The 24514-nt window shown below is 46.1% G+C and carries 22 protein-coding genes; 16 read left to right on the top strand and 6 right to left on the bottom strand.

Going from position 1 to position 24514, the window contains the following annotated elements:
• Positions 1 to 19: 19 nt before the first annotated feature.
• From THICY_RS05915 to THICY_RS05905, 3 genes are read right to left on the bottom strand one after another with little or no spacing between them, the layout of a single operon-like run.
• The gene (locus tag THICY_RS05915; protein ID WP_013835705.1) at positions 20 to 3970 is read right to left on the bottom strand and encodes a translocation/assembly module TamB domain-containing protein; all 3951 of its coding nucleotides are present in this window, start codon (positions 3968 to 3970) and stop codon (positions 20 to 22) included.
• 10 nt (positions 3971 to 3980) lie between these two features.
• Complete coding sequence (locus THICY_RS05910; protein ID WP_013835704.1) at positions 3981 to 5765, bottom strand: autotransporter assembly complex protein TamA; 1785 nt, start codon at positions 5763 to 5765, stop codon at positions 3981 to 3983.
• A 13-nt stretch (positions 5766 to 5778) separates the two neighbouring features.
• Entirely contained in the window at positions 5779 to 6084 is a 306-nt protein-coding gene (locus tag THICY_RS05905) for a cell division protein ZapA (RefSeq protein ID WP_013835703.1), read from the bottom strand.
• Between the two features lie 128 nt (positions 6085 to 6212).
• Here THICY_RS05905 and THICY_RS08630 point away from each other — a divergent pair, with 128 nt between their 5' ends.
• From THICY_RS08630 to THICY_RS05880, 5 genes are all read left to right on the top strand, one after another.
• Positions 6213 to 6785 (top strand): UPF0149 family protein, encoded by a 573-nt coding sequence (locus THICY_RS08630; RefSeq protein ID WP_013835702.1) that lies wholly within the window; start codon positions 6213 to 6215, stop codon positions 6783 to 6785.
• 16 nt (positions 6786 to 6801) lie between these two features.
• Positions 6802 to 8184: an aminopeptidase P N-terminal domain-containing protein gene (locus THICY_RS05895; RefSeq protein ID WP_013835701.1), complete on the top strand. Its 1383-nt coding sequence runs from the start codon at positions 6802 to 6804 to the stop codon at positions 8182 to 8184.
• On the top strand, positions 8160 to 9383 hold the full coding sequence (locus tag THICY_RS05890) for an FAD-dependent monooxygenase (RefSeq protein ID WP_013835700.1): 1224 nt from the start codon (positions 8160 to 8162) through the stop codon (positions 9381 to 9383). The genes THICY_RS05895 and THICY_RS05890 overlap by 25 nt, the downstream gene beginning before the upstream one ends.
• A gap of 21 nt (positions 9384 to 9404) precedes the next feature.
• Positions 9405 to 10640, top strand: a complete 1236-nt coding sequence (locus THICY_RS05885) for an FAD-dependent monooxygenase (RefSeq protein WP_157862727.1) — start codon at positions 9405 to 9407, stop codon at positions 10638 to 10640.
• Between the two features lie 151 nt (positions 10641 to 10791).
• Positions 10792 to 11739, top strand: a complete 948-nt coding sequence (locus tag THICY_RS05880; protein ID WP_013835698.1) for a LysR family transcriptional regulator — start codon at positions 10792 to 10794, stop codon at positions 11737 to 11739.
• A gap of 22 nt (positions 11740 to 11761) precedes the next feature.
• Here the strand turns inward: THICY_RS05880 and THICY_RS05875 are convergent, their stop codons facing one another.
• On the bottom strand, positions 11762 to 12187 hold the full coding sequence (locus THICY_RS05875; RefSeq protein ID WP_013835697.1) for a GNAT family N-acetyltransferase: 426 nt from the start codon (positions 12185 to 12187) through the stop codon (positions 11762 to 11764).
• A 13-nt stretch (positions 12188 to 12200) separates the two neighbouring features.
• Here THICY_RS05875 and THICY_RS05870 point away from each other — a divergent pair, with 13 nt between their 5' ends.
• Positions 12201 to 12842 (top strand): tRNA-uridine aminocarboxypropyltransferase, encoded by a 642-nt coding sequence (locus tag THICY_RS05870; protein ID WP_013835696.1) that lies wholly within the window; start codon positions 12201 to 12203, stop codon positions 12840 to 12842.
• 46 nt (positions 12843 to 12888) lie between these two features.
• Here THICY_RS05870 and THICY_RS05865 read toward each other — a convergent pair whose 3' ends face one another.
• Positions 12889 to 15393: an Rne/Rng family ribonuclease gene (locus tag THICY_RS05865; protein WP_013835695.1), complete on the bottom strand. Its 2505-nt coding sequence runs from the start codon at positions 15391 to 15393 to the stop codon at positions 12889 to 12891.
• Positions 15394 to 15935: 542 nt separating this feature from the next.
• On the opposite strand from THICY_RS05865, the gene THICY_RS05860 reads away from it, so the two are divergent.
• Together THICY_RS05860 and THICY_RS05855 are read left to right on the top strand one after the other, a co-directional pair.
• Positions 15936 to 16898, top strand: coding sequence for an RluA family pseudouridine synthase (locus THICY_RS05860; RefSeq protein WP_013835694.1), 963 nt, complete (start codon positions 15936 to 15938; stop codon positions 16896 to 16898).
• Positions 16895 to 17557, top strand: coding sequence for an HAD family hydrolase (locus THICY_RS05855; protein ID WP_013835693.1), 663 nt, complete (start codon positions 16895 to 16897; stop codon positions 17555 to 17557). Before THICY_RS05860 ends, THICY_RS05855 begins: the two co-directional genes overlap by 4 nt.
• On the opposite strand, the gene THICY_RS05850 is transcribed toward THICY_RS05855, so the two are convergent.
• On the bottom strand, positions 17546 to 18145 hold the full coding sequence (locus tag THICY_RS05850) for a Maf family protein (RefSeq protein WP_041435727.1): 600 nt from the start codon (positions 18143 to 18145) through the stop codon (positions 17546 to 17548). The two genes, THICY_RS05855 and THICY_RS05850, sit on opposite strands and share 12 nt — an antisense overlap.
• Before the next feature lie 112 nt (positions 18146 to 18257).
• Here THICY_RS05850 and THICY_RS05845 point away from each other — a divergent pair, with 112 nt between their 5' ends.
• The 8 genes from THICY_RS05845 to fabF all read left to right on the top strand — a co-directional run bounded on the left by THICY_RS05845 (position 18258) and on the right by fabF (position 24508).
• Positions 18258 to 18779, top strand: coding sequence for a YceD family protein (locus tag THICY_RS05845; protein WP_013835691.1), 522 nt, complete (start codon positions 18258 to 18260; stop codon positions 18777 to 18779).
• A 57-nt stretch (positions 18780 to 18836) separates the two neighbouring features.
• The gene (gene rpmF, locus THICY_RS05840) at positions 18837 to 19013 is read left to right on the top strand and encodes a 50S ribosomal protein L32 (protein ID WP_013835690.1); all 177 of its coding nucleotides are present in this window, start codon (positions 18837 to 18839) and stop codon (positions 19011 to 19013) included.
• 6 nt (positions 19014 to 19019) lie between these two features.
• Positions 19020 to 20057, top strand: a complete 1038-nt coding sequence (gene plsX, locus THICY_RS05835; protein ID WP_013835689.1) for a phosphate acyltransferase PlsX — start codon at positions 19020 to 19022, stop codon at positions 20055 to 20057.
• Between the two features lie 4 nt (positions 20058 to 20061).
• On the top strand, positions 20062 to 21057 hold the full coding sequence (locus THICY_RS05830; RefSeq protein ID WP_013835688.1) for a beta-ketoacyl-ACP synthase III: 996 nt from the start codon (positions 20062 to 20064) through the stop codon (positions 21055 to 21057).
• A gap of 57 nt (positions 21058 to 21114) precedes the next feature.
• Positions 21115 to 22056: an ACP S-malonyltransferase gene (fabD, locus tag THICY_RS05825; RefSeq protein ID WP_013835687.1), complete on the top strand. Its 942-nt coding sequence runs from the start codon at positions 21115 to 21117 to the stop codon at positions 22054 to 22056.
• Positions 22057 to 22797 carry a 3-oxoacyl-ACP reductase FabG gene (fabG, locus tag THICY_RS05820; RefSeq protein WP_013835686.1) on the top strand — a complete coding sequence of 247 codons (741 nt, stop codon included), beginning with the start codon at positions 22057 to 22059 and terminating at the stop codon, positions 22795 to 22797.
• 132 nt (positions 22798 to 22929) lie between these two features.
• The gene (acpP, locus tag THICY_RS05815) at positions 22930 to 23166 is read left to right on the top strand and encodes an acyl carrier protein (RefSeq protein ID WP_006459324.1); all 237 of its coding nucleotides are present in this window, start codon (positions 22930 to 22932) and stop codon (positions 23164 to 23166) included.
• A 100-nt stretch (positions 23167 to 23266) separates the two neighbouring features.
• Positions 23267 to 24508, top strand: a complete 1242-nt coding sequence (gene fabF / locus THICY_RS05810) for a beta-ketoacyl-ACP synthase II (RefSeq protein ID WP_013835685.1) — start codon at positions 23267 to 23269, stop codon at positions 24506 to 24508.
• Positions 24509 to 24514 lie beyond the last annotated feature (6 nt).

Below are 24514 nucleotides of genomic sequence, written 5' to 3'. Positions count from 1 at the left end.
TTTAATCACAGAGAGGGGGTTAGCGCTCTAAACGGTAAATTAAGTCTATCGCATTACTGTTTTCACCACTTTCGCTTTTAATTAGCCAGTTGGGTGTTAGGTTAAAAAAGACTTGCACCGCACTTTGACCTACGCCCGATAGGTTGTGGGCATAATTGATGTAGATTTGTTCATTAATAGCCCGTCCCAACATTAGGTTGTTAACTTCTCGGTCTTGGACATCAAAATAAATGTCTTCAATACCCAGTGTTTGCGTTAAGTCGCTCAGTATCGGTAAGTTATTTTGCAAACCTAGCTTGTAAAGCGCAGTCAGCATTTGGGATTCATAGTTTGGCTCGTTTTGTAAATCGCCGGCTCGGCCAAAAATTAACATATTGATAGTTCTGGCTTGCGACTGAGTGGGCGTAGCGTAAAACACAAACTGTGGTCGAGTAGCTTGGCCTGTAATATTGAGGCGAGCTGTGGTTTGGTCAACAACCCGGAAAAGACTTACGTCAAGGCGTGGATTATCAAGCGGTCCATTAAAATTAAAACTGGAACGATCAATTTCTACACGATTTCTGCGATCGATATTTAAATGACCGCGTTCGATATGCACCTTTCCAAAACCTTGGATTTCTGGGCGTTGAGGGGTCTGAACTAGGTTTATCTCGCCACCTAACCATATACGTGCATCCAGACCTCTAATTTGCACATCTTCCCCAAATCCTACTGTGAAATCTAAAAACAGTGGCAGGCCTGTTTCTTCAATAATTACCGGCTGTCCTTGGGCATCAAGTAACACTTCGTCGCCACTAATAGGCGTTCGCGACTGCCCTGTTACAAGCGCTAGATTGAGCTGAGTGTTTTGTAGCTTTATGCCTCCAAGCACTTGAATTGCGTCGGGATGGTAATTGATTTGAATACCTATTTGACTATTGATATCGCCTAGTGAGGTGTTGAGCAATTGTACATTTTCACTGTCAACCCGAATAAAAATGGGGGTTGTTGTCGTATTGTCAAGGTCGGTATCAGCTGGCGTCAAAAGACTTGGATCGTAAGAAATACTAAGGTCTACTTGATTGTCTTGAGGTTGTAACCAGCGACCATTAAGGGTTAGGGGCGCTGCTGCTGATATAGGATAGTTAACAGTGCTGGTGATTTCAACGCGTTGGTCAGCAAGCCCAAGCAACGGCAGGTCAAAACCAAGTGCCAAATCAAGGTGACCTTGTATGTCAGGTGCCGAAACGTTACCCGATAGTGCACCGCTCAGTTTGAGACGTTGCTGATGGATGGTAAGTAAGTTTTGCCAGTCTTCAGCAAGATATAAATCCACAATGTTTAATAGAAATTGTCCGTCAATTTTGGCGTCGTTCCAAGAATCCGTTGCTAATTTTGACAGCTTAATCTCGGTATCAAGTTCGCCTTGTTGATTAAGCTGTGCGCGACTGATTAGATGCAGTTGATTGGGCGTGACACCTAGTTCATTGCGCCAATTCAATACAGTTAAAGGCAGCGCTACCTCAGGTGTTTGCACATTGATGGAAAAGTAGGGCCAGTTAATGCTGTTATTTAGATTCCAGTCGATGTTTTCTGATGGATTATGGGCAGACATTGGCGGGTGCCAGTCTAAGCGACCCTGAATATTAAATTCTCCTAACAGGGTGATATTATCCGGTTTAAAGGGTGCTAACCAGGCTTGCCATGGTAACTGCTGACCCTGCCATCGAATGCGGTGTTGTTCACTCTCAATGCAGAAAGTCGCCGTTGTGCCTTGTTGTAAGCATAGCGGATTGAGTGTTAAACCTTCTGCCAGCCCTTGCCAATGTCCGTGTGTTGTTTCGAGTAGCTGCCATGTACCGATTATGGGCGCATCGATGCTGAGTTCATCAAGGGTAAAGTGGGGTGTCATGCCGGTTTTCTGCCAAGTTTGCCAGTCTTTCAGAGCATCAATATTGATTGGCTTGGGCCAGCTGTCATTGAGATGGATATTCAGACTAAGCTCGGGCTGGGTTAAACGTAAATGGTTGTGGGTTTCGTTATCCACAGCTTGGCGGTTAAACTCCATTTTTTCAAGGAGTGGTATGCCAGCTTTTTTATCAGTCAGATTATTTACTGTAAAGTTAATATCATGCGTAAGCAGGTTTTCGAGTGATCCGCTTGTGGTCAGGCGGGCATCTTCTAGTAGATTATTTAGCCATTCTAGCTGTTTAACCTGCCAGCTCTGATCGAGTTGCGCACTACGCAAGCTGTCAATCCAGTCTGTGCGATCGACGGTTTGATGTACTTGAACTGTGCCCTGCAAAGAACCCGCAATATCAGGATGCAGTGTCGTTAAGTTTGGTGCGCTTAGGTTTAGATTAATATGTAAATCATTTTCAAGTTGGGCGGTAAGATTCAGTTGCGCATCACCTAGTTGAAAGCGTAAAGAGTCCAACAAAAACTGGCTGCGGTCCTTGGCTAGTTGCAGCATGACATCAAACTCTCCCTTAACCTCTCCATAGCTCACATCGCTTGTGAGCCAGTCTAGTTGATAAGTATTTGAGTTGGTAAGTTGACTTAGGGCGTGACCGCTAAATTTGAAAGTTGCAGGCAAGCCCTCAAGATTGATTTCTGGAATGGATAGAATGATGCTGCGTGTGTCCCAGTCAAGTAAGTGAACGGCGGTTTCTAAACTGAGCGACCAGGCCTGCCGGTTATCACGCTGGGTGCCAGGAAGCGCGAAGCCTTTGGTATTAACCAATAATTGCCCCGTTTTATTATCAAGGTTAACCATAAGAGCTTGATGCACTGTGCCGTGGTTTGCAAGGGTAAAAGCAAGCTGTGCATTCATCTCTGTTTCATCATAAACATTTGGCTGAAAGCCGATACGGTTTTGCAATGAAATCGTCGGTAGTTGTCCAATTTGTAGTTGCAGTTGTTGGTGTGCTTCAAGCGACTGCGCATACCAACTTCCTTGACCCTGACTCGTAAGCTGGAAGTGTTCCAACGCTAGGGGGAGTTTTAAGCGACTAAGAAGATCGTGATCTGATCGGCGCAGTTCTATATGAGTATCCCAGTCGACCGCTTGTTCGTTGCCCGCAAGTTTTTGTTGTAAAGAGATATCAATGGGGCCTGACAAGTCCAAATGGATACTCAGCTGGTCCTCATGTAGATTAAGGTGCCCATTAAATGTCATAGCCGGCAGGGTCGTATCCAGTTCAGCCAGTTGTTTAGCCAGGTTAGTAGGTAAGCCCGAAAATCCATCCCACTGATGAATCGCGCCTTGCCAGCTAATGTTTGTATGTTGGAGACTATGAATGTGCAATGAACCCGTCAATTCCACCTTGGTGTTAAAGGCCTCAATGTCCAATTGATCAAGTATCAGCTGTTGTTGCTGCCATCGCAAACCGACCTGTGCCTGGCTAATATCAAGACTCTGGCCTGCTTGTTCTAGTTGCAGGTCGACAAGAGTAAGCTGTTGCAGATTAATCGACCATCCAAGGGCAGTAATAGGGGTGAATATTTGATGCAGGTCAGCCGTATCAAAGCTCAAGTCTTTTAGACTTGCCCAGTCCAGTGGTGTCGTTTTTTCTTCCGGTTTATTGGTGTTCGTTATGCGAAGTTGAGGGCGAATAATATCGAGATTTTTAATAGTCACTTCTTGCAAGAAAAGTCGGTGAAGAAGCCATGATAATCGCAGCTCTTCAATAGTCAGTTCATTGAGATCTGCACCGGAAGCATCTTGTATGGGGAGGTAAAGATCTTGAAGGGTGAGTTCTTGATAAAGTGGGCCTTTCAGAGCGCCAATCGCGAAACCATCTGGCCAGTAGTCAGCGGTTAAGGGAGATGTGCTCGCCCAATTATAAAGTGTTTGAGGGGCGCTGGGATGAGAAATCACCCATAATCCCGCTAGGCTGGTGACGCCAAGGAGTAACAAAACTATGGACGCTAACGCACTGGTCGTTTTTAGAATTAGCCGTAAGAAGTGTTTTTTAAATTTTAGCAGCATAACACCATCTTTATAAATCTAGGCCAAGTGAAAAGTGGATGCGATAGCCACGTTCAGGTTCTGTAAGTGGCCATGCGATATCAAGTTTTGCCGTACCAATCGGGGTAAACCCCCGAATACCAAAGCCAGTGCCGACTAGATATTGATCATTGGGCACATCTTCATATACTTGGCCGGCATCCACAAAAATGCCGGTTCCCAACCAGCGTGAGAAGCGGTAATCGGCTTCTAGTGACCCCTGTACCATATTGGCACCGCCTTCCAAACCTCGCTCTGTTTGAATGCCGATGCTTTCAAAGCCATAGCCTCGTAGCGACTCGCCGCCCAGAAGGTAGCGATAGGTCGCTGGGATTTTGCGTAGGTCATCGCTAAAGGTATAGGCGGCTTGGATGCGACCATGTAAACGCAGAAAGGCCAGTGGCGAATAAATACCGCGACTGCCAAGTTCAATTTGTTGGAAGTCGGCATTGGACAAAAATTGATCACTACTAAATCGAAAGCTGGCGCTATGACGGTAACCAGCGTTAACGTAACCCTCTTGATTAACCCAGCGATACTGCAAGTTCAAGCCACCTAGTAACGATTGAATAACTTCGTTATCTTGATTGCTGTAATTAAAGTTTTCGGTTTCAAGAGAGAGAAAAGGATTCACTCTAAATTTCGGTGTAACTTGATAAATATATTCCGGGGATACCAGGCTGCGGCTACGTTTCAGGTTGGCAGATTGTGTGGCATCAACCCCTAGGTTGATATTCCAATATTGAATAGCAGGGCGTTTACCGGGTAGGCGGTAACGAAAAGTCGCATTTTGTAGCTGTTGACCCAATGTACTTTCAATTTCATAGTTGTGGCCGCGCCGATTCAGTAAGCGATTTTGAAAGCCGAACGTCACTCGTGCACCGGTATCTGTTCCATAGCCAACCCCAATGGTATAGCGATGCTTTAAGTTATCTTCTACTTCAATATCAATGGGAATCTGGCGGTCAACAATGCGATCAAAATCTGGGTTAATTCTCACCATACCAAAATATTGACTGCCAACTAATTGCGTTTGAAGTTCTGTTAGCGGCGCTTGTTCGAACTGTTGTCCAACTTCGAATTCTACATAGCTCATCAAAAAATCTTCGTTTAGTTGGTCACTCCCTTTAAATGAAACTGTTCCGAACTGATAGGCCGTGCCGGTATCCAGTTCAATCGTTATAAAGACCTCTCCAGTATGGGGGTTAACTTTGAACTCTCTTTGGATAAATTGAGCGTCTAGAAAACCATTGTTATGTGCAAGGGTTCGCAGATCGTTTAGGGTGTTAATGTAATGGTCGTGGCGAAAAATTTCGCCCTCGGTAAGGCGTTGGTTAAATTGTCGGTATTCTCGCCATACAGTCAGACGGCGCCCATCACCACGAATTCGGAGTTGATAGTCACGAATACGAACGGGTTCGCCAAGAGTAATAGTGATTCGTGCTCGGGTGCGGGTATCGGAGCGACTGAGTGATGGCTCAACACGAGCTTGGTAATAACCTAATCCGCGAAGTATCTGCAGGATTTCTTGTTCTGTGCGGTTGAATAGAAAATCCGTTTGAGCCGGAAATTGGTCATGGGTTAAAAGACCTAACCGTAGCTCTTGTAGTAACCGTCGTTCTATATCAGGATTAGGCGCATCGGTGAAGCGGATTTGCAAATCAAGAACAGGGCTCGCTTGCACAGGCTGAATTATATTTAGTGTCAATAGCATCACAAACAGCGCGATTGTGGCGCGCCAATAGAGGTAAGGGAGAGTTTGCCAATGACTCGTCACGAGTGAACCTTGGTTAAGGGTTTTCAGGTGGGTTTGTGTCAGTTGCGGCCGTGGAATCCTGTTGCATCACGGCAGTCATCAGTGCTTCAAGCTGTTCTTCAAGGTGGTTTGAATAGTTTAGGGTATCCTGACGTAATCGAATGTAGTCGTAACATAAGTTGAGTGCGACCATCAGCACTTTATTTTCACCTTTTAAGTGGGGCACTTGGTCTAACTTATCCTCAAGTAGCGTAGCCGCTTGTATTAGAGTTGGGCGATCCTCTTCGGTGCAAGGCACGTCAAAATGATGGTTAAGTAATGTGAGTGTTACATGGGTCATAGTTCCAACCTGGTCTAGTAAAATCGCAAAATCGTATCAAGTCACAATCAATTAACAATGGCTTAACCTCATCATGAGCTATGCTATTATTATAGACCTTAACAATTGTAACAAAAGACGTTAATTCAATGAGTACAAAGTTAGATTTTGAACACTACAATGAGTGGATTGCCTCAATTTCGCAATTGGAGTCACCGGCATTTGTGCAGGGGTTGATGATTGGTCAGCTTTGTGCCGATACCAGTTTAACGGAAGCTCAGTGGTTAAAGCAGTTTTTAGTCGAAGCGGGCATTACAAAAATAAAAGAGCGTTGGTTACAAGACTTACATCAGCTTTATGAGCATACATTGTTGGGTTTAAATAGTGATACCCTTGAGTTGGAATTGTTTTTACCTGACGATACCAGCACCTTGTCACAACGAGTTAATCACCTTGCGCTTTGGGCTGAGGGCGTATTGCATGGCTTAGGCTTGGGTCAGTTGCCCGAATTAAATCAAGAGCTTACCGAGTTGATTCAGGATTTAAGTGAGCTCGCGATGGTTGAGCCGCCTGAAAATGTTGATGATATGGCCGAAGAGCAATATATGCAGTTGTATGAGTTTGCGCGTTTAGCTGCGATGATGTTTTATGACCAATTGCATCCTATGGCGACCAAAGCCCCCACGAAGGTCGCGAGTGAGTCGGTGGTTACCCTTCATTAATCGAGAAAAGGTTTATATGAACAGCGATACCGCTCAGACTCAGTTTTCTTGTGGTCAGCGACAACAACTGTTTGCGGCTATGCCCAGTCGCACTATCTGGTTAATTTACGCCGGTGATGAGACCATTCGAAATCGCGATGTCGATTATCCGTTTCGCCCGCAGAGTGATTTTTGGTATTTAACTGGTTTTGCTGAGCCTGAAGCTACGCTGGCGTTAGTTAGTGCGGATGTTATTGCCCAATTACCCGAAGAGTTAAAAAATCAATGGCAATTAAATTCTTCGCAGGAGCAGGCCTGGTTGTGGCTGCGTCCTAAAGACCCTTTGCAAGAACGTTGGCAAGGACGTCGCCTAGGTGTTGAAGCCGCGGTGAAAAAGCTGGCCGTCCAGAAGGCCTGGTCGTCTGATCAGCGCGATACCATGCTGGGTTCGTTACTGGCCTATGCGGACGAAATTCATTTGAGCTTTAGTCATATAGATTATTGGGCGAACTACCTGTCAGGTTGGATACAGCAGGCTCAAAGCAAAATTCGACAAGGCGGTCAGGTGCCGACTAGGTTGATTAATGCGGATGAAACTTTGCATTCGATGCGCCGAGTCAAGGCACCCTATGAGATTGAGCAGATGCGCCAGGCGGCAAAGCTATCAGTAGCCGCCCATTTGGCTGCGATGCAGGCAACCAGGCCCGGTGTTTTTGAGTATCAAGTTCAAAGTGCATTGGAGGCCACGGCACGTCATGCCGGTGCTCAACGAATGGCTTTTAATTCCATCGTTGCCGGTGGTGAGCGTGCTTGTATTCTGCACTACACTGAAAACCAGGCCTGCTTGGCTGAAGGTGAGTTGGTGCTAATTGATGCGGGGGTTGAGTGGCAGGGTTATGCCGGTGATATTAGCCACACCTTTCCGGTGTCAGGGCGGTTTACTAGTGCGCAACAACAGCTCTATCAAGTGGTTTTGGACGCACAGCAAGCAGTCATTGCGATGATAAAACCGGGTGTCGCCTATGAAGCACTGCATCAAACAGCAGCGCAAGTGATAACCGAGGGGTTGGTTGAACTAGGCATTTTGTCAGGCGATCTGGCCGATTTAGTGAATAGCAAAGCTTATAAGGCTTATTTTATGCATGGCACCGGACACTGGCTGGGATTGGATGTGCATGATGTTGGGCTGTATAAGCATAATAACCAATCCGTGGTTTTGGCGCCGGGAATGGTGGTCACAGTAGAGCCGGGGCTCTATATCGATAAAGATGCTACCGAGGTTGCAGAGCATTGGCGTGGCATCGGCATTCGCATTGAGGATGATGTGTTAGTTACCGAGACAGGATCGGAGGTATTAACCCAAGGGTTACCTCGTCAACCAGAGGAGATTATGTCATGGATGCAGCAGCATCGAGTCTAGGCTCGGCAGCTGAAAAACCAGCTGATACCTTACCGTTTGTGATCGCGGGGGGTGGTCCGGTGGGTTTGAGCCTAGCCTTAGGTTTAGCGGCACAGGGTTATGCCGTTTGTTTGGTTGACCCGACTAAGCCTCAGCAAAACTTGAGTGCCAGTTTTGATGGTCGGATGTTGGCGTTGTCCTCAAGCTCAATTCAATTGTTCGAGCAGCTAGGCGTCTGGCCAGCATTGCGCAGCGTAGCTACGCCCATAGAGCATATTCATGTATCTCAAAAAGGGTTTTTAGGGTTAACCCTTATCCATGCCGAAGAAATGGGTGTTGAGGCTTTAGGTTATGCGCTTCGTGCGGCTGATTTAGGACGTATTTTATGGCAAGCGGTGTTAGCAACTCCAAGTATTCGTGGTTATTATGGTGCTCGAGTGGTGGAAGCCCACGAGCAAACAAACCACCTAGAGGTGGTGCTGGCAACCTCAGACACAACTGAAACCGAAACCTTACCAGCCCGATTGCTAATTGGCGCGGACGGCACAAATTCAAAAGTACGCGAATTGATGAGTGTGGCGTTTGAACAAACTAATTACCAGGCCTGGGCTTTTTTAGCGCAAGCAACCAGTCGTCAGCCACATAATGGCTGGGCTTATGAGCGTTTTACACCTCAGGGCCCTGTGGCGTTATTGCCGATAGGAAGTCACGATCATAAGCTAGTTTATGTTGTGCCCGAGGCTGATAAAGCGCTTGTAGAAAATTTTGATGATGATGCGTTTTTGGCGGCATTTTATGCGCAGATGGGGGTTCGAATGGGCGGCTTTGAACGTATTTCGGCACGTTTAGCCTATCCTCTCACTGAAGGTCGTGCGCAACAGGTTTTAAAGAGTCGGATGCTATTAATGGGCAATGCTTGTCATACTCAACATCCCGTGGCGGCGCAGGGATTAAATCTCGGCTTGCGCGATGTCAGTGATTTTTTAGCAATAAGCTCAACGGGTGCGCCGTCTAACTCGGATTTAGTGGCCTACGAAGAACAGCGATTGGCCGACCATCAACAAGTGATGCGATTAACCGATGGCTTGATTCGAGTCTTTCAGCACCCATCGCCTCTTGTTGGCCATTTGCGAGGTTTCGGCTTAATGGTGCTTCAGGCATTGCCACCGTTGAAAAAACGTTTAGCAGCCTTTGCCAGTCGAGGCCGCTCAGTTAACTAATCTGAAGGGAAGATGATGGCTATGCAAGCGAATTATGATGTTATCGTTGTGGGTGGTGGCATGGTGGGTGCGGCCGTTGCATTAGCCCTTAAAACTCAATGTCAGTTACGGGTAGCCCTGTTGGAGCAGAACCCGTCTAGCCAGGATTGGCCAAAGATAGATTTGGCAACCCATCCTAGTCGCGTTAGCGCCATAAGTCGTGCATCAGAAAACCTATTGCGTAACCTGGGAGTTTGGTCATGGCTTGAGCAGCAACAGCAGCTTTTTCCGTTTGTGGGAATGCAGGTCTGTGATGCCGAGCAGGCAGGTGAGGTCCATTTTGATGCCGCGGATATTGGCGAAGCGAATCTAGGTCATTTAGTCGCAAATCAAGCGATACAAATGGCGTTATGGCATGGCTTGCGTCAGCAGGATATTAACATGCTCAGTGGTCAGTCACTGGTGGCACTAAACGTAGATACCGAATTGGCTTATTTGGATTTTGCCGATGGCACTGAATTAACTGCAAAGTTGGTGGTTGGTGCTGACGGCGCTATGTCTAAAGTGCGTCAACTAGCCGGCATAGGTATCGATCAGCATGATTATGCGCAAGTGGCGGTAGTCGGTTGTGTGCAAACGAGTGCCGATCATCAGCAGGTATGTTGGCAGCGTTACACACCGACGGGTCCATTTGCGTTTTTGCCGATGGGGCCGAAAGTGAGCTCCATCGCCTGGTATATGCCGGCAGATCAGCAGGCCTGGGCCATGTCGTTGTCGAAAGAGGATTATCATCAGGCGCTTTATAAAGCCAGTGCTGGCCATTTAGGAGCGATTGTCGATTCGTGGGATAGGGCGGCTTTTATCTTAACACGTCGTCACGCTCAAGCCTATGTTAAGCCGCGCATTGCGCTAGTGGGTGACGCTGCGCATACTATTAATCCGCAAGCGGGGCAGGGTGTAAACCTGGGTTTTCTGGATGCGGCCAGTCTGATTGATGTGTTAGCGGTGGCTAAAAATGAAATTGATGACCCACTGTTGTTTGATCCTGGCCAATTTACGCTGTTGCGTCAATATGAGCGTTGGCGTCGTGGTGATAATGCCTTAATGCAGCGAGCGATGGAGGTCTTTGATTGGGGATTAGGTCAACAAGCTACTGGCTTAGATCCGGTGCGTTCCGAGCTGATGAAGTTAGCTAATTTGGCGAAGCCGATTAAAAATACCTTGATGAGAGAAGCGCTTTATGGGCGTAAACCTTATCCTGGTTTAACCCGCATCTGAGGCAAAGCTAATTAAAACAACTTAAAGCAACAAAACTTTGACTTTTGAAAATCAAGGTCTTATAGTTTGTGCAATAATAAAATATATTTATAATGATTAATTCAGTATCTTAAGATAACTGCAGAAATCAGATCACGAGGGATGAACGGGTATGGCCGATAGACGACTTCAAGTATTTCACACTGTTGCAAAAGTAATGAGCTTTACCAAAGCGGCTGAGACGTTGCATATGACGCAGCCTGCGGTTACCTTCCAAGTTAAACAGCTAGAAGACTTTTTTAACACTCGTCTTTTCGATCGTACCCACAACAAGATCACCTTAACCGAAGCAGGGCGTATTGTTTATGACTATTCGGAAAATATTCTTGAACTCTATGACAAGATGAACTCTGAAGTCCGTGATCTAACCGGCGAAGTATCAGGTAGCTTGGTCATTGGTGCCAGCACCACGATTGCTGAATATATGTTGCCATTCTTATTGGGTGCCTTCAAAGAGCAGTTCCCTGATGTGACTATTCGTTTACAAGTAGGTAACACGGATGCGGTTGTTTCCATGGTCGAAAATAATATGATTGATCTTGGGCTTGTTGAGGCGCCGGTCAATAACAAAAACCTAGATGTAGAGGTCTGTCGTATTGACGAGATGCAGATGATATGCTCGGTCAATCACCCTCTTGCTAAGCGTGAAAAAGTCTCGGTTGAGGATTTCCGTAAATACCCCTTCATTGTTCGTGAAGAGGGTTCGGGTTCTCGCGCTGTGATTGATAACTATATCCGTGAACAAGGCCTTAGCCTTAGCGATATGAATATTGTTATGGAGCTGGGCGCGCCTGAGTCGGTGAAAATGGCCGCTGAGGCCGATGTTGGCTTGGCTATCGTGTCTCGTTCGACCTTGATGAAAGAGTTAAAGCTTGGAACTATCAAAGCGATTCCATTGGATCCACCTTTGACGCGCCCGTTTTCTCACGTTCGTCAGAAACAAAAATTCCGTCATCGTGCGGTGGGTGAGTTGTTAGATTTCGCGATTGATTATTGTAAGCGTCGTGCTTTAGAGTTTGGTTTTGAAGTACCTAACCCACCGAAAGGTATGAAAAAATAACGTTAATGGCTGCTGGTTTGTTCTATTGAATTGAGTAGACCCAAACCCGCCATTTATGTTGTTTTTCAAGTTGCTTCGGACAGGTTTCTTGTTCGGCTGGGCTAAAGCCAAGTTTAGAATAAAATTCGTCTAAATGGTGGCTCGCCATGGCGTAAACTCGTTGGCTCGACTTTGATTGCATTTCTGAAATCGCAAAGTTCATTAACTGGCTAGCAAACCCTTGTTGGCGATATTTAGGCGCTATCCATAACCCCCTAACAAGCCAATCATCGTATGCGCTGTCGAGTCTACGCAATCTGACAATACCTACCCCTTCAATTCCATTACTATGCCAAAATACCCGTTCATCGCGCTGTGGTTTGCGCTGTTTAGTGCGTTTGCATAATTGGATGACTTCTGCGCTAAAATGCTGTGTTTCATAGTGTAAAGTGAGATTATTGTTAGTCATTGTTTGAGGCTCTATGCGAGAAATCTGTGCTCAGTGTCAGTTACCTTTAAAAAGCTGTTTATGTTCTTGGGTTCATCCCATTACGCCTCGATGTGACTGGGCTGTTTGGCAGGATCCTAATGAAGCCAAGCATGCTAAGAACACTTTGCGGTTGTTATCACTTTGTTGGCCGGATTTGCCAATCTGGTCTACGAAAACATTAGATCAAGCTGCTGAATTTGATGCCTGGTTAGCCAAAGGACCAGTTTATGTAGTTTTTCCGGCGCACAAGGCCTGTTTACCTGGTCAACCTGAACCACAGAGCTATCAACTGTCTGACTTACCACTTGCACTGCAGGCTAATGATCATTCAGGCCAAGTAACACCAAGGTTACTCTTTATTGATGCCACATGGCGAAAAGCCAGCGCAATGCTGTTAACCAATCCACAGATTGCACGCTTGCCGCGTCTTCATTTAGACATACCCGAACAGGCTAACTACCTCATACGAAAAAGCCCTAATCCGTATAGTTTATCAAGCTTTGAGGCGATAGTGGCTTGTTTAGAGCGATCGTCAATAATTACATTAGATGATGTGATACTTTTAAGGCAAGGTTATCAGGGGTGGCAGCTACAGGTAATGGGTTACCGATGTGAGGTGGGTAAGGAGGGGTGACCAACATGTCAGCTGACAATGTTGGTCGGGTAGAGGTAACTAAGCGTTAAACTCTCTCGGTCTGCTTAGTTTGTTCTGCCTGATCCTCGGATGTTGAATCAGCGCTTTTTTCAGTTGAAGTAAACTTAGGTGTTGTCTCTGGTTCTTTTTCAGGTACGGCCCCTTCAGTTTGACTTGTGTCTTTAGCCGTCTCTAATGCCGATATGTCAACCGCGTTATCAGTTGATAACGGTGGCAAAGACGACGTTGCTTCGTTGGCAATAATCGCTGTTGTGACAGCAATGTCAGAGGTGCTAACGGGCACCGGCGTTTCAGAAGCACTCTCGACATTAAAGTCATGAATACTTAAATTTTCTGCATCACGAGGTGCGCGACGGCGATTGAGGCTAGTTCGTGAGTTGTAGCGACTCCGACGACGCGGTTCAGTGCTCTTCGTACTCTCAGGCGTTTTACTAGTTGCTCTTTCAGTCTGACGCTTAGAACTACTATATTGAGGCTCAGTTTTTGCATTCAATTCCTCATTGCTAGATGTCTTCTCGGCTGATTTTACGTTGGCACTGCCTCGGCGTTCATCTTTAGTCGATTTATCCGGTGCCGTTGACTCAGGTGACACATTGTCATTGTTATTACTTCTCCCATTTCTGGAGCGATTGCGACGACGTGGTTCACTTAATTTTTCTCCGTCACGAGTCGTCGAGCTGTCGTTTTGGGTGCTAGTCTTAGTCTCGGAGTTATCTGATTCATTAGCATTACGGCGACGTCCGTTACGACGACGATTGTTTCGTCGCGGTCCTTCTGAACTCTCATCGGACTTGACCGTTTTTTGAGTTGACTTGGCCGTTTTCTCAGTTGGATTTTGTGGTTCATCCTTAAACAGCCAGCTCCAAAGTTTGCTAAGCAGTCTTGGTTCGGTTTTTGTATTTGCTTTAGCAGAGAATGGTTGCTCAGTGGGTGCAGGCATTGAAGGAATGTTAATGTTTTTTAATACCGGCTCTTCTTTTTTCTTCTCTGGCTGCTCTAGCAAGGGCAATTCAGGTTGGATAAAGGTTTTAGTTTGGTAACTGGTTTCGTTGCCTAGTTGTTCTCCAATTCGTGATCGTTCGATTAGGTATTGCGGTGTTTCTAAATGCTCATTAGGAACGATTAATACGTGTAGGTTGTAACGGTCTTCGGTTTTAATAATCTGCGCGCGTTTCTCGTTAAGTAAGAAGGTAGCTACATCAACAGGTATTTGCACTGTGATCCGTTTGGTGCCCTCTTTCATAGCATCTTCTTCAATTAAGCGCAAGATTGATAGGGCCAATGACTCTACACCACGAATGACACCAACGCCCCTACAACGTGGGCAAACAATTTGAGTTGATTCGTCAATGGACGGGCGTAGGCGTTGACGCGACATTTCAAGTAAGCCAAAGCGAGAAATTTTGCCAATTTGTACGCGGGCACGGTCGTTCTTAACCGCCTCACGCATTTGATTTTCTACTTCACGTTGGTGGCGTGAAGAATGCATATCAATAAAGTCGATGACTACAAGCCCACCTAGGTCACGAAGACGCAGTTGACGTGCAATTTCAACCGCTGCTTCCATGTTGGTGTGATAGGCCGTTTCTTCGATATCACCGCCTTTAGTCGAGCGGCTCGAGTTGATGTCGATAGCCGTTAGTGCTTCAGTAATATCAATAACAATGACGCCACCAGATGGTAATACGACTTCACGCTGATAGGCCGATTCAATTTGTGATTCAATTTGGAAGCGGGTGAATAATGGAATTTTGTCTTGGTAAGGCTTCACTTTATTTACGTGTTGCGGCATCACTTGCTGAATAAAATCGCGCGCACGATGGAAGGTGTCCATGTCATCAATGAGAATTTCTCCAATATCTTGGCGTAAATAATCACGAATCGCGAGAGTTACGATGTCCGATTCTTGGTGAATAAGAATCGGTGCTGCGCCTTCTTGAGCGGCATGCTGAATAGCCTCCCAAAGTTTAACCAAATAATTGATGCCCCATTGCAACTCTTCGGGGCTTTTGCCAACGCCTGCGGTGCGGACTATTAAGCCCATGCCATCGGGTATGTCAATGTTGCGTAGCGTTTCTTTTAGGTCTGAGCGTTCATCCCCTTCGATACGACGTGAAATACCACCTGATTTTGGGTTGTTCGGCATCATCACCACGTATGAGCCGGCGAGAGTGATTTGGGTGGTTAGTGCAGCGCCTTTGTTGCCTCGCTCTTCTTTTTGCACTTGAATAATGACGTCTTGGCCTTCTTTTAAGACCTGTTGAATATTTAATTGAGGGTCGTAGTCGCCGTTAGGATAGTATTCTTCAGCTATTTCTTTGAATGGCAAAAAGCCATGACGGTCAGAGCCATAATCAACGAAAGCAGCTTCTAAGCTCGGTTCAATTCGTGTAATGGTGCCTTTGTAAATGTTGGCTTTTTTCTTTTGTTGTTGTGGGGTCTCGATGTCTAGGTCATATAGATTTTGACCATCGACTAGTGCAACACGCAGCTCTTCTTGCTGGGTTGCGTTGATAAGCATTCTTTTCATGCTATTCTCTTTGTGGTTAGGGGCGCAGGCACAGGCAGAGTTGGATGCAAAAGAATGTTGCAAGGAAGGTCAACGTTTTGACATCTTGAAATACTTAGTTTCTGTTAGCCAGGCACAGTGAGTGCCGTCTAAAATCAGCAGTGTTTAAGTAAGTTTCGTTTTTGTCGAGCTGGTCAATTTTGTGCAGTTGTCAGCTCTTAGTCTTATATTAAGTTGATTGCAATGCGTGTTCATTCAAACTCAGTGAGTGCCGCGTCTTATATTCAAAATTAATGATAAAATTGCGCGGCACGTCGATAAGTTGTTGGAGTTTTTCTACTCCGAGTCATCCAAATTACACTGTGGCCTTAGCCAAGTTTACATATAAAATTTAGTGGTTATATCTCAAAATTCTTTATCGTCAGTTTTTGTCTATTGCCGGCATTACAAAAAAGCACGCCAATCCAATAACTATCCGAATATAGCACTCATTCTTGTTTTGCGCAATCTAAAAAAATAGCGCTCAATGAAGCTTAATCAGTTACTATAAGCGAAAATTTTTTATGGTGGGTGCTGTGGCCGAGGTGCGATTTATTCATGTGGATGCGGAAGACGCTGGACAGCGTCTGGATAATTTTTTGTTAAAGCACTTAAGAAAAGTACCGCGACCCTTGATTTATCGGATAGTACGAAAGGGTGAGGTTCGGGTTAATAAAGGGCGTGCTCAAGTTTCTCAGCGCCTAAAAGCAGGGGATGTGGTGCGAATTCCGCCGGTGAAACTGCCAGATTCTCCTGAGCGGGTGACACCGCCTGCATCGCAAGTGCCACGGATTGAGCAGGCGATCTTATTTGAAGACGATGACCTGATTGTCATTAACAAGCCCTCAGGCATGGCGGTGCATGGTGGGAGTGGTGTTAGCTGGGGCTTAATTGAGCTGGTACGAAATGCGCGCCCACTGGCTAAGCGAGTGGAACTTGTGCATCGTTTAGACCGTGATACGTCTGGGGCAATTATTTTGGCCAAAAAAATGTCGGTTTTGCGCGATTTACATCAGCAGATTCGTGAGCATCAGGTGACCAAGCTTTACTGGACGCTGGTTAAAGGACGTTGGCCAAAAGCCTTAATGAAAGTGGAGCACCCTTTGCGCAAATTCACCTTACCTTCAGGTGAACGACGCGTCGAAGTGCACCCTGCGGGTAAGCCAAGTTTGAGCTTTGTGCGCTTGTTGGTTGACTTAGGTCAGGCGAGTTTAATCGAAGTAAAACTGGCCACTGGTCGGACCCATCAAATACGCGTTCATTGTGCGGCTAATGGTCACCCCATTGCTGGTGATGACAAATATGGTGATGCCGAATTTGATCAATGGCAGGCGCGTCAGGGTATGCATTCTTTAGCCTTGCATGCACGAATGGTTGCGTTTAAGCATCCTAAAACGGGCGAGCAAGTTAAAATTTTTGCGCCCTTGTACCCTGATTTTGACAAATTGTTACGCCATCATCAGCTAAGCCAAAAGGAGATATCGTGAGTAAGCACAATTACCGGGGCGTCATTTTTGATTGGGATGGTACCTTGATGAATTCTGAGGCAAGAATTGTTGCGGCGATTCAGTATGCTGCGGCTCAGAATAATTTGCCGGTACTCAGTGATCATGAATCAAAACAGATTATTGGTTTGAGTCTACAAAATGCGGTGGCACAACTCTATCCGACAATCGCTGAAGATTTAACCACCATTCAAGCGGTTTCGGAAGCCTACACGGAACATTTTTTACATGAGTCTCAGGTGCCGATGACACCCTTTCCGTTTGCGGATGAGTTGTTAGAAGCTCTGCTGGATGAAGGGTATAAATTAGCGGTGGCTACGGGTAAAAGTCGCCGTGGCTTAGATGAAGTACTAAAGTTAACAGGTTTTGGTCGTTTTTTTGATATTACACGCACGCCAATTGAGTCTGCATCAAAACCCAATCCGTTGATGTTACAGCAAATTATGACGCATTGGAATTGGTCGGCGGAGCAGGTTGTTATGGTCGGTGATACCACTTTTGATATGGAAATGGCGGCCAATATTGGCATGGATAGGATTGCGCTTCATCATGGTGTGCATCACCCGGCGCAACTGGCCGCGTTTAACCCAGTTGCGGCACTCGAGGATTTAGGTTCGCTGCGACACTATTTACTCAGTTAATGGTAAGCTTAATCCCGCTTGTTCAAAAAGTTCACACAGTTTAATTAAGGGTAGTCCAATCAATGCATTGGGGTCTTGGCTGTGAATAGCACTAAATAACATAATACCCAGGCCTTCTGATTTAAAACTGCCGGCGCAATCATAGGGTTGTTCTGCTAGAAGGTAGTCGTTAAGACGTTCGGTTGTGAGCTGGCGAAATACTACCTGCGTGGGTTCTTCGGCATAATGGTAGCTTTTCGTAATCGGGTTATATAGGCAAATCCCCGTGTGGTAGGTTAGTGTTTTGCCCTGTTGTTTTTGTAATTGCGCCAATGCTTGGGTATGTGTGTGTGGTTTGCCAAGCACTTCGTTGCCCAGTGCGGCACTTTGGTCTGAGGCAATGATCCAGCTATTTGGGTGATGGATGGCTATGGCTTGCGCTTTTTTAATACTTAGCCGCTCAACCATTTCAATTACTGGTTCATCGGCTTGGCGTGATTCATCAATCTCAGCCGGATAGCAAGCAAAGCTTCTAATGAGTTTGCTTAAAAGCTGCTTACGATAAGGGGATTGAGAGGCCAAGATAAAAGGGTGTGATTGCTGTTTCATGGGTGTTAATGTCTGTTGTCTAAATAAGCTTGGCATTTTAGACCATTCAGTTGTAGGTTCAAGTTATTATTATTTTTGACAAAATTACTGACAAGAGGTATTATCTCGCGCCATGTTTACTAGACTTCCCGATTTAGTCGATCCGTTGTTTTATGCCGAGCAAAAACGACGGATCAAAGCCAAGGTCGCGCAAGCGCAATGTCCTCGGTTAGTACAGGCGGTTTCTGAGCCTGTGGGCGATATTTTTATAGAAATGGCGTTTTTCAAACAAAAGCAAACCGGTGCGCCCGCGTTTGAGTTGCAGGTTAACACGATGTTAAAGCTAACCTGTCAACGAAGTTTAGACGTGTTTGAACAGCCAGTTGATGCAAATATTCGTGGCGTGTTTCTGTCATCAGCGCAGCTGGCTGACGAATTGGATGCTGACTGGGAAGTGTATAACTTGCCAGAGGATAAAATTTCGCTGCTGCCTATTATTGAAGATGAAGTATTGCTCGCCATTCCTATGGCACCAAGAGCGGCTGATGAAGCCGTTTCATGGTCAACAGCGCCGGCTGAGGTTGAGTTAGACAATAATAAGCCTAATCCATTCTTGGCATTAGCAAAGTTAAAGAGCCAGTCAACTAAGACTTGATTGGTAGATGTTTTAAAATTTAGTACCGCAGAATTCTGCATTTTTAGGAGTAAAACCATGGCTGTTCAACAAAACAAAAAATCACCTGCTAAGCGTGGCACGCGTCGTTCACATGATGCATTAACGACAACCGCAATTACCACTGACCCAACTACGGGTGAGCTACACCGTCGTCATCATGTAACGGCTGATGGCTATTACAAGGGTAAAAAAGTTATTCAAGATAAGGCTTAATCTGCCTTGACTATTCGTATTGCTATCGATGCGATGGGCGGTGATAAGGGACTTGAAGTCACCATCCCCGCCAGCTTAAATGCGCTAAATACCTTTGCAGACCTGCACTTAATACTCGTCGGTGATGAGCCGAAAATCAAACAAGCCCTATTATCTCAGCAAGCGATTCCAAGAGACCGTTTGACGATTCAGTCTGCATCACAAGTTGTTGATATGGACGAGTTGCCCTCGCAAGCGCTTCGTAATAAAAAAGACTCTTCCATGCGAGTTGCCTTGGATTTGGTCAAGCAAGACCAAGCTCAAGCTTGTGTCAGTGCAGGTAATACCGGTGCGCTAATGGCGACAGCAAAGTTTGTACTGAAAACCCTGCCCGGTATTCATCGTCCAGCGATTTGTACCGCATTGCCCACCATCAAAAAACCAGTTTATATGTTGGACCTTGGTGCCAATGTGGGTGCTGATGGTGAGAGCTTAGCGCAATTTGCTATTATGGGATCTGTGCTGGCTAAAACTTTGCATCCGGATATCACGCCGCGAGTGGGCTTGCTTAACATCGGTGAAGAGGAGATGAAGGGCCATGACCGAATCAAGTTGGCGCAACAACTACTGCGACAAACTCCCATTTATTACGTTGGCTATGTTGAAGGTGATGACATCTTTAAGGGAAATGTTGATGTAATTGCTTGTGATGGTTTTGATGGCAATATTGCGTTGAAGTCCAGTGAGGGTGTGGCTAAGATGATCAGTTATTACCTCAAGCAAGCATTTATGCGCAATCTAGTGACCAAATTAATTGGTTTAATGGCCGCGCCAGTGCTAAAAGCCTTTAAGGCTAAGGTGGATCCGCGCAATTACAATGGCGCCTCTTTTTTGGGCTTGCGAAAGTGCGTCATTAAAAGTCATGGTGGTGCGGATAGTTTTGCTTTCGAGAATGCCATTAAGGTCGCTCGTATCGAAGTGTTGCATGATGTGCCAAGTCGCATTCGGGATGAAGTCGCTCGCTTGCTAGATGAGCAAACGCAATCTCAAACACTAGAGGATTAAGTGGATGACAATCTCCCGAGTGAGTCGCATTATATCAACAGGCAGTTACTTGCCCGCGCGGGTGTTATTGAATGCCGATTTGGAGACGATGGTCGATACTACCGACGAATGGATTCAAGAACGTACCGGAATCAAACAGCGCCACATCATTGCTGATGATCAAGTCACTAGCGATCTAGCGGTGGCGGCAGCCAAACAAGCTATTGAACGAGCAGGCCTGGCACCGAATGACATTGATTTGGTTCTGGTAGCGACCACTACGCCCGATAAAATATTTCCCAGTACTGCAACCATTGTGCAGCGTGAGCTTGGTATTACCAATAGTTGTCCAGCATTTGATTTGCAGGCGGTATGCACCGGTTTTGTTTATGCGTTAAGTGTGGCCGATCAATTTATCAAAACGGGTATGGTGAAACGTGCGCTGGTAATAGGTGCTGAAAGTTTGTCGCGGATAACCAACTGGTCTGACCGCAGTAATTGTATTTTATGGGGTGATGGCGCTGGTGCGGTGATTTTGGAGTCGACTGAGACGGGTGAACCTTCAGCGGGCGGAATTATTGCCACACATATTCATGCCGATGGACAGTATGAGCAGTTGTTACATGTTCCAACTGGGCCGTCACGACTTGCTCAAAGCGACGATGTGGCAGAGCGAACCATGAATATGAAGGGCAACGAGGTGTTTAAGGTTGCGGTGAATACCCTGAGTCGTATCGCAACAGAAACCTTAGAAAAAAATAATATTAATGCCAGTGAATTGGACTGGTTAGTACCCCATCAAGCAAATCTGCGCATTATTAAAGCCACAGGAAAAAAGTTGGGTTTAGCCGACAATCAGGTGGTTATTACTGTCGATCGTCATGGTAATACGTCTAGCGCCTCTATTCCGCTTGCGCTCGATCAAGCTATTTCAGATGGCCGAATCCAGCGCGGACAATTAATGCTGCTTGAAGCATTTGGTGGTGGTTTCACTTGGGGCTCTGCGCTCATTCGTTATTAAAGTCTGGCACTGGCGTGCCATGGCGGGTTAATTAGTAAAGCATCAAAAAGGGTTGTTATGACATCTGTAGTGGTTTTTCCCGGTCAAGGGGCTCAGTCTATTGGGATGCTGAATGCGTTAGCTGAAACGCATCCTGCTATTTTGGATTACTTTGCTCGGGCGTCATCTGTACTGGATTATGACCTATGGCAAGTTGTGACGGCGGGACCTGAAGAGCGTCTAAATGACACTGCAGTCACTCAGCCAGCTATGCTGGTTGCTGGTTATGCTTGTTATGCCATGCTCAAAGAGGTGTTGCCCGAGTGGGAGCCGGTGTATTTTGCGGGTCATTCTTTGGGTGAATACACTGCATTAGTTGCTGCAGAAGCAATCAGTTTGGAAGATGCTGTTGCGCTTGTAGCTAAACGGGGTAGTTTAATGCAAACGGCTGTAGCACCGGGTGAAGGTGCCATGGCGGCGGTTCTCGGTCTAACAGATGAGCAGGTCGAGCAGGCCTGTGCAACGGCGTCACAAGGTGCGATCGTGTCTGCGGTTAATTATAATTCGCCAGGTCAAGTCGTTATTGCTGGTGAAGCAGCTGCAGTTACACGTGCTATGGCTCAGGCAACTGAGATGGGCGCCAAACGAGTCGTACCTTTGGCGGTGAGTGTGCCATCACACTGTGCTCTAATGAAGCCGGCTGCCGAACAGTTGGCTGAAGCCATTGCCTCAATTGATTGGCAATTACCGCGATTACCCGTTGTGCATAATGTGAATACGCAAGTATCTGATAAGATTGATGATTTACAAGCTGCGCTGGTAGCCCAGCTTCATCAACCGGTGCAGTGGGTTAAAACTATTGAAAAGTTTGCCGCTGATGGGGTTACCCATCTGATCGAATGCGGTCCGGGCAAGGTATTAGCCGGATTAAATCGCCGCATTGATCGAAGTATGACGGTTGCATCTGTCTATGATTCTGCTACATTAGCCAACATAGTAAACCTACTAGAGGACAACTAAATGCTTGAAGGACAAATCGCATTAGTGACTGGTGCCAGCCGCGGTATTGGTAAAGCTATCGCTGTTGAATTGGCGCAACAAGGCGCGACCGTTATTGGTACGGCTACGAGCGAAGCTGGTGCAGCACAGATTAGTCAGTATCTTGCCGATGCTGGTTTGAAGGGTGAAGGTCATGCCTTGAATGTTACTGAACCGGACCAAATAACCGCGTTAATGGACTGGTTAACTTCGGCGCATGGTACACCGACTATTTTGGTTAATAATGCAGGTATCACTCGCGATAATTTACTGATGCGTATGAAAGATGATGAATGGAATGATATTATTCAAACCAATTTAAATTCGGTTTATCGTATGTCAAAAGCCTGTTTGCGTGGCATGATGAAGCAGAAAAACGGTCGCATTATTAATGTAGCTTCGGTCGTTGGGGTTATGGGTAATGCTGGTCAAACCAACTACGCGGCGGCCAAAGCCGGTATTATTGGGTTTGCAAAATCCTTGGCGCGAGAAGTTGGCACGCGTGGTATCACGGTGAATACAGTAGCACCTGGCTTTATTGATACTGACATGACGCGTGATTTAGCAGAAGAACATCGTCAGCAGTTGATTAATCAAATTCCTTTGGCGCGTCTGGGTCAGCCGGAAGATATTGCTAAATCGGTTGCATTTTTAGCATCACCCGGAGCAGCATATATCACGGGTCAAACGATTAATGTCAATGGTGGCATGGTTATGATTTAAGCCTACCCGATGTGATGGGTGTTGGCCAAGGTAAACTTAGAGGCCTCATAAAAATAAAAAGCTTGAAAAAAACAGTCGAGCAGTACAAAATAAGCGAAATTTTTTCATTATTATTAATTCGGAGAAAAATCCATGAGCAGCATTGAAGATCGCGTAAAGAAAATTGTAGTTGAACAATTGGGTGTTGAAGAGGCACAAGTTACCCCAGATGCGTCTTTTGTTGATGACTTGGGTGCAGACTCACTTGATACCGTTGAGTTGGTAATGGCCCTAGAAGAAGAGTTCGATTGTGAAATTCCAGATGAAGAAGCTGAGAAAATTGCTACTTTGGCACAAGCTGTTGCTTACATTAATGAGAACCTAGAATAAGCTTCTAGTGCTTCTTGCTAAGAAAAGCCGTGAAAACGGCTTTTTTTTTGTCTAAAATCAACAAAGTATTGCCTTCTGTTCAGAAAAAAGGAGAGGTGCCTTGTCAAAGCGTCGTGTAGTTATTACAGGTATGGGGTTGGTAACACCACTGGGGTTAAACGTTGAGCAAACATGGCAGAATATACTGGCCGGAAAAAGTGGCATTAGCAAAATTGAAAAATTTGATACCAGCCCGTTTTCCGTCAGTTTTGCTGGCATGATTAAAGATTTTGATGTGACGGAGTATATCTCGGCCAAAGAAGCGAAGAAAATGGACCCGTTTATCCATTATGGTATTGCAGTCGGCAGTCAAGCTTTAGAAGATAGTGGTTTAGTGGTAACAGAAGACAATGCCGAACGTATCGGTGTTTCGATTGGTTCGGGTATCGGCGGTATTGGTACCATTGAAGCGCAGCATGGAATTTATGCCGCTTCGGGTCCTCGTCGTGTGTCGCCGTTTTTTGTCCCAAGTGCGATTATCAATATGATTTCTGGGCATGTTTCTATTAAATATGGCTTAAAGGGCCCTAATTTATCGATTGTAACTGCCTGTGCAACTGGCACTCACAGCATCGGTGATGCGGCACGCTTGATTGAATACGGTGATGCGGATGTGATGATCGCCGGTGGTGCCGAATATGCGACCACAGAGCTCGGTTTAGCAGGATTTGCCGCAGCGCGTGCACTATCAACCCGTAATGATGACCCACAAGCGGCTAGTCGTCCTTGGGACAAAGACCGTGATGGGTTTGTATTGGGTGATGGTGCCGGCGCGGTGGTACTTGAAGAATATGAGCATGCCAAAGCGCGTGGCGCCAAAATTTATGGTGAAGTTCTTGGCTTTGGCCTGAGTGGCGATGCTTATCACATGACCTTGCCAGCTGAGGGCGGTGCGGGTGCCGCACGTTGTATGGCAATGGCATTAAAAAATGCTCAGTTGCAACCCGCGCAGATTGGCTATATTAATGCCCATGGTACCTCCACACCGGCCGGTGATGTCTGTGAAAATGCCGCAGTTAAATCGGTATTTGGTGATCATGCTTACCAGTTAGCTATGAGTTCGACCAAATCGATGATTGGTCATGCTTTAGGTGCAGCAGGTGCGATTGAAGCCATTTTGACCACCTTGGCACTGCAGCACCAAATGTTACCGCCCACGATCAATCACTACAATCCAGAAGACGGTTGTGATTTAGATTATGTCCCTAACCAAGCGCGTGCGGCAACTTTTGACTATGCACTATCTAACTCATTTGGTTTTGGTGGCACCAATGCCACTTTAGTGCTTGGACGAGTGAAGTAATTGATA

This window comes from Thiomicrospira cyclica ALM1, assembly GCF_000214825.1.
Lineage (GTDB): Bacteria > Pseudomonadota > Gammaproteobacteria > Thiomicrospirales > Thiomicrospiraceae > Thiomicrospira > Thiomicrospira cyclica.
Note: the sequence above shows the minus strand (reverse complement) of the source record. Positions and strands in the feature narration are given on the sequence as shown.

What these genes read in the sequence shown, in the direction of transcription:
- THICY_RS05890 (WP_013835700.1), top strand. Translation starts at nt 8,160, where the DNA reads ATGGATGCAGCAGCATCGAGTCTAGGCTCGGCAGCTGAAAAACCAGCT.
- THICY_RS05885 (WP_157862727.1), top strand. Translation starts at nt 9,405, where the DNA reads ATGCAAGCGAATTATGATGTTATCGTTGTGGGTGGTGGCATGGTGGGT.
- THICY_RS05865 (WP_013835695.1), bottom strand. Translation starts at nt 15,393, where the DNA reads ATGAAAAGAATGCTTATCAACGCAACCCAGCAAGAAGAGCTGCGTGTT.
- fabD (WP_013835687.1), top strand. Translation starts at nt 21,115, where the DNA reads ATGACATCTGTAGTGGTTTTTCCCGGTCAAGGGGCTCAGTCTATTGGG.
- THICY_RS05895 (WP_013835701.1), top strand. Translation starts at nt 6,802, where the DNA reads ATGAACAGCGATACCGCTCAGACTCAGTTTTCTTGTGGTCAGCGACAA.
- THICY_RS05860 (WP_013835694.1), top strand. Translation starts at nt 15,936, where the DNA reads ATGGTGGGTGCTGTGGCCGAGGTGCGATTTATTCATGTGGATGCGGAA.
- rpmF (WP_013835690.1), top strand. Translation starts at nt 18,837, where the DNA reads ATGGCTGTTCAACAAAACAAAAAATCACCTGCTAAGCGTGGCACGCGT.
- THICY_RS05830 (WP_013835688.1), top strand. Translation starts at nt 20,062, where the DNA reads ATGACAATCTCCCGAGTGAGTCGCATTATATCAACAGGCAGTTACTTG.
- THICY_RS05875 (WP_013835697.1), bottom strand. Translation starts at nt 12,187, where the DNA reads ATGACTAACAATAATCTCACTTTACACTATGAAACACAGCATTTTAGC.
- acpP (WP_006459324.1), top strand. Translation starts at nt 22,930, where the DNA reads ATGAGCAGCATTGAAGATCGCGTAAAGAAAATTGTAGTTGAACAATTG.
- THICY_RS05870 (WP_013835696.1), top strand. Translation starts at nt 12,201, where the DNA reads ATGCGAGAAATCTGTGCTCAGTGTCAGTTACCTTTAAAAAGCTGTTTA.
- fabG (WP_013835686.1), top strand. Translation starts at nt 22,057, where the DNA reads ATGCTTGAAGGACAAATCGCATTAGTGACTGGTGCCAGCCGCGGTATT.
- THICY_RS05905 (WP_013835703.1), bottom strand. Translation starts at nt 6,084, where the DNA reads ATGACCCATGTAACACTCACATTACTTAACCATCATTTTGACGTGCCT.
- THICY_RS05880 (WP_013835698.1), top strand. Translation starts at nt 10,792, where the DNA reads ATGGCCGATAGACGACTTCAAGTATTTCACACTGTTGCAAAAGTAATG.
- THICY_RS08630 (WP_013835702.1), top strand. Translation starts at nt 6,213, where the DNA reads ATGAGTACAAAGTTAGATTTTGAACACTACAATGAGTGGATTGCCTCA.
- THICY_RS05850 (WP_041435727.1), bottom strand. Translation starts at nt 18,145, where the DNA reads ATGAAACAGCAATCACACCCTTTTATCTTGGCCTCTCAATCCCCTTAT.
- THICY_RS05845 (WP_013835691.1), top strand. Translation starts at nt 18,258, where the DNA reads ATGTTTACTAGACTTCCCGATTTAGTCGATCCGTTGTTTTATGCCGAG.
- THICY_RS05915 (WP_013835705.1), bottom strand. Translation starts at nt 3,970, where the DNA reads ATGCTGCTAAAATTTAAAAAACACTTCTTACGGCTAATTCTAAAAACG.